The sequence below is a fragment of the Paraburkholderia pallida genome (assembly GCF_004524855.1).
GTDB classification, from domain to species: domain Bacteria; phylum Pseudomonadota; class Gammaproteobacteria; order Burkholderiales; family Burkholderiaceae; genus Paraburkholderia; species Paraburkholderia oxyphila.
This window is the reverse complement of the sequence record NZ_CP038150.1, coordinates 417,501-432,679: the sequence shown is the minus strand read 5'-3', so window position 1 is coordinate 432,679 and position 15,179 is coordinate 417,501. Positions and strand designations below refer to the sequence as shown.

Genomic DNA, 15,179 nt, shown 5'->3' with positions numbered 1-15,179 from the left:
AGAAATGAGAGAGGCAGTCATTGTATCGACGGCCAGAACCCCGATCGGCAAGGCCTATCGCGGCGCTTTCAATCACACGAAATCGCCGGGCCTGATGGGACACGCGATTCGGCATGCCGTGACGCGCTCCGGCATTGAGCCTGACCGGGTCGATGACGTCATCGTCGGGACCGTGCTAGCGGCGGGCACGGCGGGCTCCAACATCGCGCGCAACGCCGTTTTCGCATCCGGTCTGCCGCACACGGTCGCGGCGCAATCTATCGATCGCCAATGCGCGTCCGGCCTCATGGCGATTGCGACGGCAGCCAAGCAGGTGGTCGTCGACGGGATGGACGTCGTCGTGGCCGGGGGGCAGGAAAACATCTCGGCGGTGCAGACGCGCTACTACGACTGGGTCTATGCGGAAAAGGATGTGCAGGTCCTGCGCTTCGCACCGCACGCCTATATGCCGATGCTCGAGACGGCCGAGTTCGTTTCGAAGAAGTACGGCGTGACGCGCGAGCAGCAGGACGCCTACGCCCTGGCGTCGCAGCAGCGGACAGCGCGCGCGCAGCGCGATGGCCTGTTCGACGCGGAGATCGTGCCGGTCACGGTCACGACCCTGCTGACGGACAAGCTGACCGGCGCCAGCGAGGAGCGGGAGGTGACGCTGTCGCGTGACGAAGGCAACCGCCCGGAGACGACGCTGGAAAGCCTTTCGACACTACGTGCCGTACTCGCGGAGGGCACCGTCACCGCCGGCAACGCGAGCCAGCTCTCCGATGGCGCGAGCGCATGCGTGCTCATGGAAGCGCGCTCGGCTGAGCGTGCAGGACTTGCGCCGCTGGGCGTTTATCGCGGGATGGCGGTGGCGGGCGTGGCGCCCGAGGAAATGGGCATCGGACCGGTCTACGCAATTCCGAAATTGCTCAAGCAGCATGGGCTGAGCGTCGATGACATCGGGCTCTGGGAACTGAACGAGGCGTTCGCGTGCCAGGTGCTCTATTGCCGCGACAAGCTCGGTATCGATCCAGACCGCTACAACGTCAACGGTGGCGCGATTTCGATCGGCCATCCGTACGGCATGACCGGATCGCGTCTCGCCGGACATGCACTGCTTGAAGGACGCCGGCGCGGCGTGAAGCATGTCGTGGTCGCGATGTGTGTCGGCGGCGGAATGGGTGCCGCGGCGCTGTTCGACGTGTGCTGATTCGTGGTTATCCAGGTGGAATAGCCAATAACGACGCAACATTTGAAGGAGACAGGAAATGGGATTCGTAGTGGGAGTGGATGTAGGCGGAACCTTCACGGACGGCGTGGCGGTTGACGATCTGGGCAACATCGTGTCGGCGAAAACGCCTTCCACGCCGCCCGACTATTCGGCTGGCGTGTTCAATGTCCTCGGCCTGCTTGCCGAGCAGTTCCAGATGTCGCGTGCGCAGTTCCTGCAACGCACGGACCACATCGCGCACGGCACGACTTCGTCGCTGAACGCGCTCGTGATGGGCAAGGTGCCGCCTGTTGGGTTCATTACCACGCGTGGGCACGGAGATTCCATTGCGATCATGAATGTCGAAGGCCGATATCTCGGCCGCTCGTCGATGGAATTGCAGAATGTGCTGGGCCATGCGAAGCCGGCGCCGCTCGTTGCGAAGCGCCTGATCAAGGAGGTCACGCAACGCATGGACCGCGACGGCACGGTGCTCGTCGAACTGAACGAAGCCGAAGTGCGCGATGGGGTGCGCGACTGTGTTGCGCAAGGCGTGAACGCGATCGCCGTGTCGCTGCTCTGGTCGTTCCGCAATCCGGCGCACGAGCAGCGCGTGCGCGAGATCATCAAGGAAGAGGCACCAGAGATCTATGTCGCACTGTCGTCCGACGTGAGCCCGCGCATCCGTGAATATGCGCGTCACGCCACGACGATCATGAGCACGCAGATCGGCCCCGGCCTGCGCGACTATCTGAAGACTCTCGAATCGGGGTTGCGCGAAGAAGGGCTCGTCGGCCCGCTGCTCGTGATGCAAAGCTCGGGCGGTGCGATCACGGCGGCCGAAGCCCCGGCCACGGCGATCACGACGGTTGGCTCGGTCCTCACGGGCGGTGTCGTCGGCGCGATGCAACTGGCAGGTCAGCTCGGCCATCGCAACGTGATGGCAACGGACGTTGGCGGCACGACGTTCCTGGCGGGTCTCATCGTCGATGGCGAGCCGGTGCGTGCGGCGCAGACGATCATCAATCAGTCGCCCGTCAATGTGCCCACGCTGCGCGTCGAGGCGATTGGCTCGGGCGGCGGGGCGATCGCGTGGATCGACGCGGGCGGCAACCTGCGGGTCGGCCCATTGAGCGCCCAGGCCGCGCCGGGGCCCGCATGTTATGGCGCCGGCGGCATGGAGCCGACCATCACGGACGCGAATCTCGTGCTCGGCATCCTGCCTTCGCGCGGCCTGCTCGGCGGCAAGCGCCCGCTCTCGATGGAGCTCGCGCGCGACGCGATCCGGCGCCGGATCGCGGAGCCGCTCGGCTTGAGCGTAGAAGAAGCCGCCGCGGCGATCTACGCGGTGCAGAACGCGCAGACGGGCGACCTGCTGCGCAAGATCGCAGTGGAAGCCGGACACGATCCGCGCGACTTCGTCGTGTACGCGTTCGGTGGCGCAGGCCCCGCACACTGTGCGGCCTATACGTTCGCCGTGGGCGCGAGCGAAGTGCTGGTGCCGCTCGGGCCGGTGGCCTCCGCGTTCTCGGCATTCGGTCTCGCGGCGTCGAAGGTCAACGTGATTCGCGAGCTGTCGGACCCGGGTGTCGCGCCGCTCGATCCGGTGCGCGTCGCCGAAAACTTCGCACGCCTCGAGGAAGAAGTCAGCACCGTGCTCGCGCGCCAGGGCATCAAGTTCGTCGAAACGCAGCTTTATCGGGAAATCGACATGCGCTACGGGATGCAGATGGGGGAGGTCGCGACGCCGCTCGCTGCTGGCCCGGTCACGGTCGAGTCGTTGCAGGGCGCGGTCGACAAGTTCGAGCAGCTCTATGCCCAGCTGTTTGGTGCGGGCTCGGGCTTCCGTGACGCAGGCATCCAGGCGCTGACCTACCGCGTTCGCGGCGAAGGCGTGCTGCCGATCTCGCCCGAGCTGCCGGAAATCGAAGCCGCGAACGGCACGCCGGTCGAGCATGCGCTGATCGAACGCCGTCCGATCTGTCTCGATGCGCACGACGGCTATGTCGATACCCCCGCCTACGACTACACGCGCCTGCGCGCCGGCCACGTAGTGGAAGGCCCGGCCGTGATCCAGGTGCCGACGACGACGGTCGTGGTCCCGAACGGGATGCGCGGCGTCATCGACCACCTGGGCAATCTGTCGATCAAGATGAACGCGGCCTGACCCGCGAAAAGGAGACACGTCATGCAATCCACCATTCCGGGTTCGGAAATTTTTGTTAGCCGGCCGGTTGCGCCCGAGGTGCTGCTGCGCTCGCTGCCGCCATCGCTCAAGGCACACACGGTTTCGGACGAGGTCGTCGACGCGCTGCATCCGCTGACCTACGAGGTGATTCGTCACCGCCTCTGGTCGATCACCGACGAGATGGGCGAGACGCTCAAACGCATGTCGGGCAGTCCGGTCGTGTCCGAAGCGAACGACTACGACTTCACGATCAACGACGAGGCCGGCCAGGAAGTGCAGATCGGCCTCTACAACACGATGCTCGCCGGCGCGATCGATCTGGCGATCTACTGGACGCTGCAGAACCGCGCGGACAATCCGGGCATCCAGGACGGCGACATGTTCCTGTGCAACGACCCGTGGATTGGCGGCGGCTTGCACCAGAGCGATGTGCTCGTGTTCTCGCCGATCTTCCACGACGGCAAGCTGTTCGGCTGGACCAGCGCGATTTGCCATGAGCCGGATCTCGGCGGCGTGGCCCCGGGCTCGATGCCGATCGTAGCTCCAGACGTCTTTTCCGAATCGCTGCCGACGCCGCCGATCAAGATCGTGCGCAATTTCGAGCTGCAGCGCGACGTGGCCGACATGTGGGTGCGCCGCTCGCGCGTGCCGCAACTGATCGGCCTCGATCTGCGCGCGAAGATCGGTGCGAATCTCGTTGGCCGCAAGCGCATTCTCGCGCTGATCGAGCAGTACGGCCCCGATACGGTCAAGGCGGTGATGAAGCGCATGATGAACGACGCGGAGCGGCGCCTGCGCGACAAGCTGCGCGATGCGCCCGACGGCACGTGGCAGGCATCGAGCTACATGGATCAGGCCGAGGCGGGCGACCGCCGTCCGCACAAGCTGATGCTCTCGATGACGAAGCGCGACGATCATCTGACGTTCGACTTCACGGGCACGGCACCGCAGGCCGGCGTCATCAACTGCACGTATGCGGGTTCGCGCGGTGGCGTGATGCTCGCGCTGCTGCCGACGCTCGCCGGCAATATCCCGTGGGCGGCCGGCGGCCTGATGCGCTGCTTCGACATCGTCACGCCCGAGGGCACGTTGAACAACGCGACGTTCCCTTCGGCGATCAACAAGGCGCCGATCGCGACCGCATGGGCGATCGGCAACCTGGCCGCGCAATGTCTCTCGCAGATGCTCGACTGCACCGTCGACATGAAGGCGAACGTCCAGGCGACTTGCTGCGGCACCTGGAATACCGCCGTGCTTGCCGGCGTCGATCAGCGCGGCAAGCATCACGCGCCGTTCGTCGACGTCGTGATGGAGTCGATGGCGGGCGGCTACGGTGCGCGTCCGGCTGCGGACGGCATCGATACAGGCGGTCTCTTCTGCATTCCGATGGGCAAGCTGCCGGACGTCGAGATGACCGAACTGCTGTATCCGCTGGTTGTGCTCTGGCGCCGCGAGGAACCGGATTCCGGCGGGCCGGGGCGGCATCGCGGCGGGCTCAGCGCATCGGTTGCGATCACGCCGTACGGCTCGTCGCTGCCGATGGCGATGGTGCTTTCGAGCTCGGGGATGGCAACCGCGCAGAACCAGGGGCTCGCGGGCGGTCATCCGGGTAACACGGGGCACAACGTGGTGGTGCGCGACGTGCCGCTCGACTCGATGTTCTCTCAGGGCAATGTGCCGACCGATCTGTTCTCGCTCGGCGGCGAACTGACCACGGCTCAGTGCATGACGGCGGGCGAGCTCAAGCAGGGCGACGTGCTCTATCTGCATTGTCAGGGCGGTGGCGGCTACGGCGATCCGGTGCGCCGCGATGCGCGCGCGGTCGCGGCCGATCTGCGCAACGGGAAGGTGAGCCAGGGCGCGGCCGAGCTTGTCTATGGCGTGATCGTCGACGCCGCGGGCGAGGTTGACATTGGCCGAACCGAACACCGACGCGCGGCGGTCCTCGGGGAGCGCCAGAAATATGCTGCGCCGGCCCCGAAGCAACTGACTGGCAAGTTCGATCCGGAGAAGGCGCGCGCAATCGACGACAACCTCGGGCTCGCGGCGGTGGCGGGTGGAGCGGTGGTCGTTTGCAGGCACTGTGGCCATCAACTGAGCGATCACGACAAACGGCTGTCGCTGGCGTGCCGGGACTCCGATCCGGTGTCCGGCAGCTCGAACGTCCGCGTCGATCCTTCGTATTACGTTGATACGGAGGTCGTGTTCCGCGAGCATTTCTGTCCTGGCTGCTGGACGACGGTGCACTCCGGACTCGTGCCGAAGGATCACGTCGATGTAATCAGCGGGATGCAGAAGTTGGACGCTTCGGACGCCGTTTCGGCGTAACTGAAGCGGGGCGCCGCGCGCCTGGGCGGATTGCGGGGATCGGTCGAGCAGATTGCCGGATCGCCACGACTGTGCGGTGCCATTTTTTCTTGAGACCGAAAGCAATGAAACTGAAAGACAAGGTTGCGATTATTACCGGCGCCGCTGCGGGCATTGGGCTGGCGACGGCAAGGAAATTCGCGAGCGAAGGCGCGATTGTCGTGCTGTGTGATCGTTTTGCGGAAGGTGTGGAGCGGGAGGCGCTCAGCCTGAGCGCGAGTGGGTATTCGGCTGTTGCACGTGCGGTCGACGTGACTGATCGCGCTGGTATCGATGCAGTGGTTGCGGACTTGAAGCGCCAGTTCGGCCGAATCGATATTCTCGTGAACAACGCGGGTATTACGCAGGATGCGCGGCTGCAGAGCATGAGCGAAGAGCAGTTCGATAAGGTTATCGATGTCAATCTGAAGGGCGTTTTTAATTGCACGCAGGCCGTTGTCGATACGATGATCGGGCAGCAGCGTGGCGTGGTGCTCAATGCGTCGAGTGTCGTGGGCATTTATGGGAACTTCGGACAGACGAATTATGCGGCTAGCAAGTTTGGCGTGATTGGATTCACGAAGACGTGGGCCAGGGAGCTTGGGCCCAAGGGCATTCGGGTCAATGCGGTGTGTCCGGGATTTATCGCGACCGATATTCTCAGCACCATGCCCGACAAAGTGCTTGAAGGGTTTCGCAGTGCCTGCTGGCAGCGGCGGCTTGGAGCGCCTGGCGAAATTGCGAATGTCTATGCGTTTCTTGCGTCGGATGACGCTAGTTTTGTGAATGGCACTGCTATTGAGGTGTCTGGAGGGTTGTCAGTCTAGTGGCAAAATTCGCATTGCCGGAAGCCGGGTTCGAGTTGGCCTTAACTTGTATTCGCGGCGGGCCGCAGGCGTTGCCCCTGTGCGGGGCGGCACCTACTTTTCTTTGCCGCGGCAAAGAAAAGTAGGCAAAAGAAAGCCGCCCAAACCGCCAGTGTGACGCAGTTCACCACTGCCCTGTATATCGGAGCGGCTCCGGGGCGTCTGTCACCACGCGACGTCACCCGGAGTGACTAAGGGCTCATCCATCCGGCGGCGCTGCGCGCGCCGTGGGGCATAACAAAAACCATTGGGATATACACGTATTCGCAGAATTCCACGTGTTCAAATGGAAGCACTCTCGCGTATCAGTAGGACTCCAGCATATTTGCTCGCAACCATTCTTGCACATTCGCCAATTTGCCCGGCAGAACTTCGCGCATTCGCCACGCAGCCCGCCCGGTTTTCCATGCATACCCTTCCGCCCGCGCGTAGCGCGTGGCGGGAAGCATGAGCCCCTTGTCACTGAGGCGGAATGTGCGAGATGACGGATGCCCCGGAGCCACTTCGATTGACAGGGCAGTGGGGGACCGCGTCACACTAGCGGTGTGAGCCGCTTTCTTTTGCCTACTTTTCTTTGCGGCTGCAAAGAAAAGTAGGTGCCGCCCCGCACAGGGGCAACGCCCGCGGCCCGCCGCGAAAACAAGTTAAGGCCAATTCACCAAAAATCATCGACCTCAGGCGGTAAATCAGCGACCGCCATCCGCTCGACCTGCCAAACCAAACAACTCAGCGAGTACATCGTTAACAAACAGGTTATCAGGATCGACCCCGACTTCCCTCCTGATTTCGAGAAATTCGGTCAACTGAGAACCGAACGCCTCACGAATGGCGGCCACATTGTCAGGAACGTACTGAAACGCTTTGGCCCAATGGAGGCGCGCGCGCGGCAACTCCTTCATCCAGGCGTGCACCAGCTCTCCCGCGAAGATCGCCCACTCGTCGGTCTTGTGATAGCTGAAGATTTCAGCCATACAGGTATACGTATTTCCCCTGCATGACGAAAGCGTCGCGTCGCTGTTCTTGATGAAGCGGAAGCCGAGCGTCGAGTTCAATGGGTACTTGCCATTCTTCTGCCATTCCTCGACTTTTTCCGCTGCGATGGCAAATGCGCGGCGCACCGTGTCGAACGACTTGTCGATTTCAAAAACGACCTCGATGTCCAGCAGACGATAGCGGTCGAGCAGGAACCCGTAGTCCGCGCAGTGCAGATAGTGGGTGATTTTGGAAACGTAGTTTCCGGGATCGAGCATCTGGAAACTGGTCCTCAGAATGTCAGGCGTCATCTCGGGCGTGGTTTCCAGCGCATCCAGGGCCAGCGCGCTTCCGGCTGCATAAAGCTTGTCGCGAAACGGATTGGCCGGCGGTGTGAAGCCGTCGCGCGTGATCGGCAGATCGGTCACATTGGCCTTTTGCACCCAGATCTGATCGTTGAACGGCATCCAGGAGACCTCGGCGTACGCGTTGCCCATCACCAGCTCTTTCAATCCCGCCAGAGTCGATGCCACGGATTCCTTGGACTCGACTACGTGCACGTTGAACATGGGTTGAACGCGGATCTGAAATGCGGTGATCACGCCGCACATGCCTAGCGAAAGCCTCAGCATGTTCATGACGCGCACGCCGTCCTTGTCCTGTGAATAGGTCCTGACCTCGCCGTTCGCGTCGATGAGCTCGACGCCGACGATCCAGTCGGATACCGAAGGCATTTCGATTCCGGAGCCATGACATCCGGTCGAAAAAACCCCGCCCATCGTGGCTTCGCCAAGACCGATGCCGACGCTAGATGGCACGCAAACGTCATGGTCGAGGAAGAATTGCGCCAGTTGATCGACTGTGACAGCAGGCCCGAGCGTCACTATCGTCTTCCCGGCATTGATGGAAACATCGGCAAAATGCTGCAGGCGAATCAGATAGCCGTCGGTCGGAACCAGCGGGCCCCAGCTGTGGCCGCTCCCGGCCACACGCACCTTCTTGTTCTCCCGACGCGCCTGCTGGATGATTTCCTTGATGTCATCTTGGGTACGGGGAGTAGAAATCGCCGCCGGCGTACCGGTCACATTGCCGGCCCAGTTTTGCCAAATCTGCGCAGTCATACGGTTCATGCTGTGGTCCCTGAAATGGAGAGGCGAAATGGTGACCGGGGCCGACGATCGATCGCCCCGGGGGCACGTATGGCTATTGAGCTTGCCGGGCCGCCTAATTGAGCTCGCTGCCTTTTTTAAGCGACTCGATCATCCAGGTTCCGACCCGCAGCGCGTTGGCCATGGCGGTTGCCATCGGATTGACCCCAAGTGCGCTTGGAAAGCAACTGGTATCGACCACGAATACGTTTGGCACCTCATGCATGCGGCAATTGCGATCCAGCACAGAGGTGCGGGGATCGTCGCCCATGCGACATGTTCCCAACTGGTGGTCGCCAAACAGCGTAAGCAACTGCGGATCGGAGTTGGTCACCTGAATGCCGATCTTCTTGTAGTGTTCAAAGATCTTCTGGAAGCGGCTTTGCATCAGGCGGAAGATCAGTTGCTCATGTTCGCCAAAGCTGCGCGTGATTCGCGCCACTGGAAAGCCGTATTCGTCGACGTATTCAGGATCCAGCGTGACCCGGTTATTCGGCATCGGATGATCGTCGCCGGTGGTGCGCAAATCCAGTTGCCGTGTATAGGCGTCCATCTGCCGGAGCATATCCATCCCGATCGCCCCGCTATTGAGGGTATTCACAGCGCCGTGCAGCGGATTTTTTTTCTCCGCGGCCGTTAGAATGCCCATCTTCCACCACTGCCCGGACTTGTCCCCGGGAATGAAGTAGTCGTCGTAGCAGGTCGTGGAGCCGATGTTGCCGAGTTCCGGATGCAGCAGGCCCTGATACTGCTCCGGCAAGGTCACGCTGGCGCTCAGATTGAACAAATGGAACATGACGTTGCGGCCGACGTTGCCGAAACGGTTCCCCAGGCCTTCCGGCGGCCCCGACATCAGCAACAATCGCGCGGACTGCACCGCGCCGCATGACAAGACCACGTATTTCGAGCGGACTTCGACCTTCTTCGGGTTGTCGGGATCGGAGATGTCCAGGTAGCGCACGCCGCTGGCGCGCCGCAGCCGCGAATCGTAGAGCACCTCATAGACCTTGGCATTGGTCCGTATGTCCGCATGCTCGGGGAGGTCGCGCATTTCCACCAGCGTGGTGGAGAACACGCCGCTCTTGGGAGCATTACTGCCCCAGCAGATGAAGTCCTCGCAGAAGCCGCACATGTTGCATGCGTCGCGGATACGGTCGGACCAAAGCTTCTCCGCAGGTTGTGCCCAGAACGTGCCATGTCTGCCGTTCATCGTTTCGAGCGCTTTGGCCAGCTCTTCGCGGGTCCGATAACCATTCAGCGCCGGATTGACCAGCGCGGTAGGAATGGGAAGCGGATGCATGCCGTTCGCCTTTGCGCCTTCGCTGAAGAATTGTCCGACCGGCTTTTGCGGATAGGGAGGCGATGGATAGGGAAATGCGGAAGTCCAGTGGCCGTACGACTCGAGTTCCGGATTCGTCTGGCTGAGCGACTTGTACCAGGCGCTGCCGGTCAACGCCTCGTTCATCAGGCCTCGATCGCCGTTTACCGCGAGCATCGCTTCGGTGACATTGAAGAACGGCTCCATCTCGTTGTACGACACCGGCCAGTCGGCAACTGAATATCCCCATGCCTCGAACTGCTTGAGCTGGCCGGTTTTGCTGTAGTGGTCACGCAAGCGGAAATCGACCGGCAATGCGCGTACCGCCCATCCGCCCCACAGATTGGAGCCGCCGCCCAAGGTCGTGCCGGTCCAGCCGCCGATCATGTTGGAACTCATCGGCTTCGCTTGCATGCCATCGACCGGACGAAAGGTGTTGTAGTCGCCACGCGGCTGCCGTTTGCCGTCCGGTTTTTGCTGCTGGAAGCGATATTCGTCCTGCATGGCCAGGTCGAAGTCATTGCCGGACTCCTCCTTGGGCAGCGACCAATCGGCGCCTTGCTCCAGCACCACCACCTTGTAGCCCGCCCTGGCCAGCATCCAGCTCAACGTGCCGCCGCCGCCGCCGGTGCCCACTACGATAAAGTCAACGTCAGCGGTGCTCATTGTGCATCTCCCGTGTGCATGTCTCTGTCAATCTGTGCGAGGAAGCGCCTGACTGCCTCCGCCGCTTGAGCAGGCGTGTTTTTGTTGCCGCGTCGACGCGGCTGACCCAGCTCGGTCAACAAGGCGGTGGCGTATTCAGGATGCTCCGGAACTGCGGAGAAGTTGCGCATGCCGAGCATCGCGTACAGCAGATCGGCTGCAAACTGGTTCAGGAATACGCTGGCGGAGTAAGCCGTGCCTGGCCACGCGCTCACCTGGTCGGTGAACAATTGCTGCGCGAACGTGACCCACGCTGCGGGGGTGTCGGGTCTGGAAAGCGACAGGCAATACGCAAGGTCTGGCAGCGTCTCCTGGTAGAAAGTGAGGCGTGCGATCTGACGATTTTGAATATCCAGCAGCACGTTTTGTGATTTGACGATTCCGAAACTGGCGGATTCATCGAGGCCTCGCTCGGCACGCCAGGTATGGACATCATCGATGGGAAAACGAGCTAGGGGATCGGCAGCGATCTTCTCCCACGTGTTCTTGCTCTGCACGTCATCCGACGTTTCACGCAGCAATCCTTCGAAGAAGTCGATCAGACCGGTCCTGGCCGGCGTCAGGCTGGCGCCGGGTGCCCGCCATGGCATCGCTTTGCCACTGAACGTCGGATCCTTCTCGGGGTTGTATTTCTTTTGCTCGATCCATTGCTGAAGAGGCGCGATACCATTCGCAAGTTCGGCGAGATCGTCACGCATCTCACGGGTGAGTAGAGCGTCTACGGCAGATGAGGACAATTTAATTCTCCCAAAGGGCGTACAGACAAGTAGACCGTGAGCGGCTGGGGCTGGCTAAATCGAGGGAGCGCGTGTCGGCAGTGCCCACTTGCTGGCGGCGCTTATAGTCAAGATCGACGCGAATACCTCATCGCCGACTAGCGGCTCATCAAGGCTTGGAGGATGATTTGCGGCATGCCGATACATTGGGGGCTCCTTCTTTCTAGAGCTAATTCACGCGATAGCCGATGCGTCTCGCAAGCTGGCTCACGGCGTTCGTCGCAGGGCGTCACAAGGGTTGCGAACCTGCGGGGGCGCTCAGGGAGGGGCCGTTCGCGCGCAGATGCTTTGAAAAGCCGATTGATGCGGCTTCGCGCCGTGGGTTGGCGCAAGCGACCAGGTGGCTCTGGTCGGCATAACGTTTGGCAATTGATCCATTAGCCCCCCGTTGTAGCGAAAGTGCGGATAGCAGGCGGTGCATCGTGTGCTGCCGCTATCTGTCGATTCGGTTCAATTGCACAAACCTTCGCGGTCGGATGCCGCCGCGAGTCCGCGCTTAGTGTTCTTTTCGTTTTGCTATGGAAACCAGAATTGAAGGCGCGACTGGCCGTGCGGGCGAGCTCCCGAATGGGCTATCAGTTTCTACACGCGACTGTGGCCAAGGCCGGCGACTTTCATCTGCCGATCGCTTCATCTCATCCGCCGCCCTTTCGCGGACCTTGTGCACTCAGCGAGCAATGCCTCATTTGTAATCTGCTTTAGACATGGACCTTATGCATGCTGCGGCAGAATACACCTGCCTGCAGCCGAGCCACTTCCTGTCGATATTGGGGGGTAGTTGGTGGGGGAAATTTGTGTTAGCAAGCCGGGCGGTGTCAGATGGGGTGGATGAGCGGGAGAAGAAGCAGAAAAGGCAATCAGTGAGTACGCCAGGTCACTGACGTTATGCAACGGAGGTGCTAGATTGTCGACTGACTCTTCGCCCGGAACTAACGGCTCTGCGCCGCTCGCGGACTGAATTCGTGGCTACGCGGGCCACCGAGTAATGGCGATAAGAAGATCCTCTCGAAAGGAGCTGCTATGTGCCGTCGATACATTGCTGCCGCCGCCTTCCTTATCCCCACGTTGTCGCAAGCATTCCAGCCTATACCTGTTCCTGAATGCCGGGCGGCGGGTCCCGATGCGTCCGCCCAGGCAACAATAGACGCTGCAAAATGCCGTGCTCAGTGGCTCATCGCCGGCGCATATAACCGGACAGAAGGTGACGCGATGAACGCGGTTTCGGAGTGTGCCGGTACATTCGACGAGGTTCTAAACCATCGTATGACTGAAGGCGTATCGCATGATCGGTTGGTTGTAATGTGCGCCAGCACTGCAATGCAAATGGGGATCATGAAACTTGACTAGTCGCGCGGCTCTTATGCATTCCGCATCGCGCGGGCGGCACCACCGTGGCTGGGTAAACGTACAGTATCGCAACCCGTGAAAGGAAGGCTAGACTGAGCGTTCCGATATCAACGCGGAGCGAATCATGGTCACCAAGACTGTCCGCCGTGCATTTTCCGGCCTGACTTCCGCGTTCACCCCGGTGCCCAAATCCAGCCAACGGGCAGCGCACACCTTGAAATCGGCCCAGCGGCATGCCGACGAAGCCTGGAGGCGCACGATGCACGGAGGGCATATCGTCCTGCACCGCAAAGATCCGAAGCCCTGATGTGCGAAGTCGGTTGACGAATCCAGCCATCCCAACCCCTGGCAATGCAGTCGGAGGCCAAATATGACCGCGCCACGAAAGGTGTATGGAATATTCCTGAAGCCGCGTGTCAGGATTGCGCCGCGGAAGAAAGTTGACTTGGCCACCCCGGAAGGGAAGCAGGAGGCGCGCGACATCCTGCGGCAAGTCATTGAGGAGCATAGAGAAGTGATCGAGCGTTTGGCCGATCGTTAGCGCCACGCTCGAGAAAGCACGTGATCGCTTTCGATTGGAGACGCTTGCGCAGGCGATCAATATCCGCCTTTGTCGTCACGATCTTGCCAGGCAGTTCGTCCTCGCCAAGCGCATAGGTGACCGTGACCTCGTGCACATCGAGTCCTGCGTACGGTGTGCTATCGGTCTCCATTGCTGGCTTCCGTGCGGGAAATCGCCAGGTGTGGCGCCGTCCACACCGTGCGACTCCGGCAGTCATGCTAACCCGCGCTTGTCCTCTCGGCAGGACCGTCTCTGCCGCCAATCGAGCGTGCCGAAAGCGGATTCGCTTTCGGCACGGCATGCATGCCGTGCAGCACAAAGTTGTCGCACGGATCTACGGTTTTGGTCCTTCCGTAAAAATCCGTGCCGTGATGGGGATGGCGCAATCCGGCGTGTCACTCGCGATCAGGCCTTTCGCTCCAGCAGATCTGTTGCGAAAGACTTCGCATGCGCAATGGCCTCTTGAGCGTCGAGGAATACACCGAGTTGCTCCCAGTGCTCTTCGACCGCGTACGTTCCTCTCACACCGAGTGCCCTCTGAACGCGCAATTGCGCTGCGTATCTACCATCATCCAATGGTCGAGCAGTCGCTATTACTTTGTGAGGAAGGACGGATTTTTCTGGCTGAGCCAATTCGACAGGACTACCAGGTGCACTGATATCTTTCAACTCGTTTCTGACTTTGCAGTCTGGGCAGTAGAAGCACCACCCGTCGTCTTCGTAACTGGATCTGACCTGCCCGCGAGCCAGCACGGCACGACATTCAACGTTTTCGCAGATGAACGGCATAGCATTCTCCGGAGTTGTTTGAAGGAAATCCTAGCATGTCCGCCGACGGCCAACCATCGGCATTGTTGCCGCCCCTGAGCGCGTTACGACTAGCCACGACGAGGGCTGAGGCCGGCCAATGCCGATTCTCCATACCCGCCTTTGAATCGGAAATCAGAGGAAAAACGGGGGGGCTATCCAATTTGCACGACGGATGGCTATGGCGCAGCACGCAGACAAGATTGAGGCTGCGGTGCACGGCAATGAATTTCCGCAGACTCGCTCTGCGGTTTCTTTCCGTCTGCGGAAAGAGAAAGCCCCGGCGGCCAAGCGCTGGGGCTTAGTGTTCACAGTGCTTCCGCGTTGGTGCGGAGATTTGCAGCGAGCGGCGGATAGGCCTTGATAGGCCAGTTCAGCGAGGCGTCACGCGGCTGCTCTAAAAGAAAAAGCCCGCTTGTTTTCGCTGAGCGGGCTCGATATTGGTTGCGGGGGTAGGATTTGAACCTACGACCTTCGGGTTATGAGCCCGACGAGCTGCCAGACTGCTCCACCCCGCGGCGCGAATTGTACCCGCACCGAGGCGGCGCGTCAAACGAAGCCGTCGGGCGATAACGCCCGACGCCGGGTGGCTTGTTGAACACGTCAACGGGAGCCGTGTCGTCGGTGTTTCTGCCGCAAACAAAAGGGCTCGGACCTATCGGCGATGGCGAGCGGCGCTTCGATGAGGCTGCGGCGCAGCAGGTCGGATGATGTCGGGCTGCAATGTGCGCTGAGCCGCGGGGGGCTGTGCTGCTGTAGTCGCTGGTCAGTCAGGGGAGGGCGTCGTTGATCGCGCCCTCTACAACAGCGCGCATTTCCTGCGGGGTTTTCAGCCGGGCGAGTTGCGGCGCCGGACTGGGAGGGATTGAAAGGGGGCGGGCGCGCACCTTCGCGTATTCCGCACCGACGGCTCTCGCAAAGTCCTCGACTCGCTCCGCGAGCCACGCTTTTCTGC

The 15,179-nt window shown here is 61.3% G+C and carries 10 protein-coding genes and 1 tRNA gene; 5 read left to right on the top strand and 6 right to left on the bottom strand.

The window, feature by feature from the left end:
• Window positions 1–4 precede the first annotated feature (4 nt).
• The 4 genes from E1956_RS28560 (at window position 5) to fabG (ending at window position 6,550) form a co-directional block, all read left to right on the top strand.
• Window positions 5–1,189 carry an acetyl-CoA C-acyltransferase gene (locus tag E1956_RS28560; protein ID WP_134755540.1) on the top strand — a complete coding sequence of 395 codons (1,185 nt, stop codon included), beginning with the start codon at window positions 5–7 and terminating at the stop codon, window positions 1,187–1,189.
• Window positions 1,190–1,247: 58 nt separating this feature from the next.
• Window positions 1,248–3,356 (top strand): hydantoinase/oxoprolinase family protein, encoded by a 2,109-nt coding sequence (locus tag E1956_RS28555; protein WP_134755538.1) that lies wholly within the window; start codon window positions 1,248–1,250, stop codon window positions 3,354–3,356.
• A 21-nt stretch (window positions 3,357–3,377) separates the two neighbouring features.
• Window positions 3,378–5,705: a hydantoinase B/oxoprolinase family protein gene (locus E1956_RS28550; RefSeq protein WP_134755536.1), complete on the top strand. Its 2,328-nt coding sequence runs from the start codon at window positions 3,378–3,380 to the stop codon at window positions 5,703–5,705.
• A gap of 104 nt (window positions 5,706–5,809) precedes the next feature.
• Window positions 5,810–6,550, top strand: coding sequence for a 3-oxoacyl-ACP reductase FabG (gene fabG / locus E1956_RS28545; protein ID WP_134755534.1), 741 nt, complete (start codon window positions 5,810–5,812; stop codon window positions 6,548–6,550).
• A 725-nt stretch (window positions 6,551–7,275) separates the two neighbouring features.
• Here fabG and E1956_RS28540 read toward each other — a convergent pair.
• The 3 genes from E1956_RS28540 to E1956_RS28530 all read right to left on the bottom strand — a co-directional run bounded on the left by E1956_RS28540 (window position 7,276) and on the right by E1956_RS28530 (window position 11,469).
• Window positions 7,276–8,691 (bottom strand): FAD-binding protein, encoded by a 1,416-nt coding sequence (locus E1956_RS28540; protein ID WP_134755532.1) that lies wholly within the window; start codon window positions 8,689–8,691, stop codon window positions 7,276–7,278.
• Between the two features lie 94 nt (window positions 8,692–8,785).
• Window positions 8,786–10,693: a GMC oxidoreductase gene (locus tag E1956_RS28535; protein WP_134755530.1), complete on the bottom strand. Its 1,908-nt coding sequence runs from the start codon at window positions 10,691–10,693 to the stop codon at window positions 8,786–8,788.
• Window positions 10,690–11,469, bottom strand: coding sequence for a hypothetical protein (locus E1956_RS28530; RefSeq protein ID WP_134755528.1), 780 nt, complete (start codon window positions 11,467–11,469; stop codon window positions 10,690–10,692). Before E1956_RS28530 ends, E1956_RS28535 begins: the two co-directional genes overlap by 4 nt.
• Before the next feature lie 1,510 nt (window positions 11,470–12,979).
• On the opposite strand from E1956_RS28530, the gene E1956_RS28520 reads away from it, so the two are divergent.
• Window positions 12,980–13,162, top strand: a complete 183-nt coding sequence (locus E1956_RS28520; RefSeq protein WP_134755524.1) for a hypothetical protein — start codon at window positions 12,980–12,982, stop codon at window positions 13,160–13,162.
• Between the two features lie 187 nt (window positions 13,163–13,349).
• Here the strand turns inward: E1956_RS28520 and E1956_RS28515 are convergent, their stop codons facing one another.
• The 3 genes from E1956_RS28515 to E1956_RS28505 all read right to left on the bottom strand — a co-directional run bounded on the left by E1956_RS28515 (window position 13,350) and on the right by E1956_RS28505 (window position 14,742).
• Window positions 13,350–13,568 carry a hypothetical protein gene (locus tag E1956_RS28515; RefSeq protein ID WP_232072055.1) on the bottom strand — a complete coding sequence of 73 codons (219 nt, stop codon included), beginning with the start codon at window positions 13,566–13,568 and terminating at the stop codon, window positions 13,350–13,352.
• 254 nt (window positions 13,569–13,822) lie between these two features.
• On the bottom strand, window positions 13,823–14,206 hold the full coding sequence (locus E1956_RS47005; protein WP_134755522.1) for a hypothetical protein: 384 nt from the start codon (window positions 14,204–14,206) through the stop codon (window positions 13,823–13,825).
• A 459-nt stretch (window positions 14,207–14,665) separates the two neighbouring features.
• A tRNA-Met gene (locus E1956_RS28505) sits at window positions 14,666–14,742 on the bottom strand.
• Window positions 14,743–15,179 lie beyond the last annotated feature (437 nt).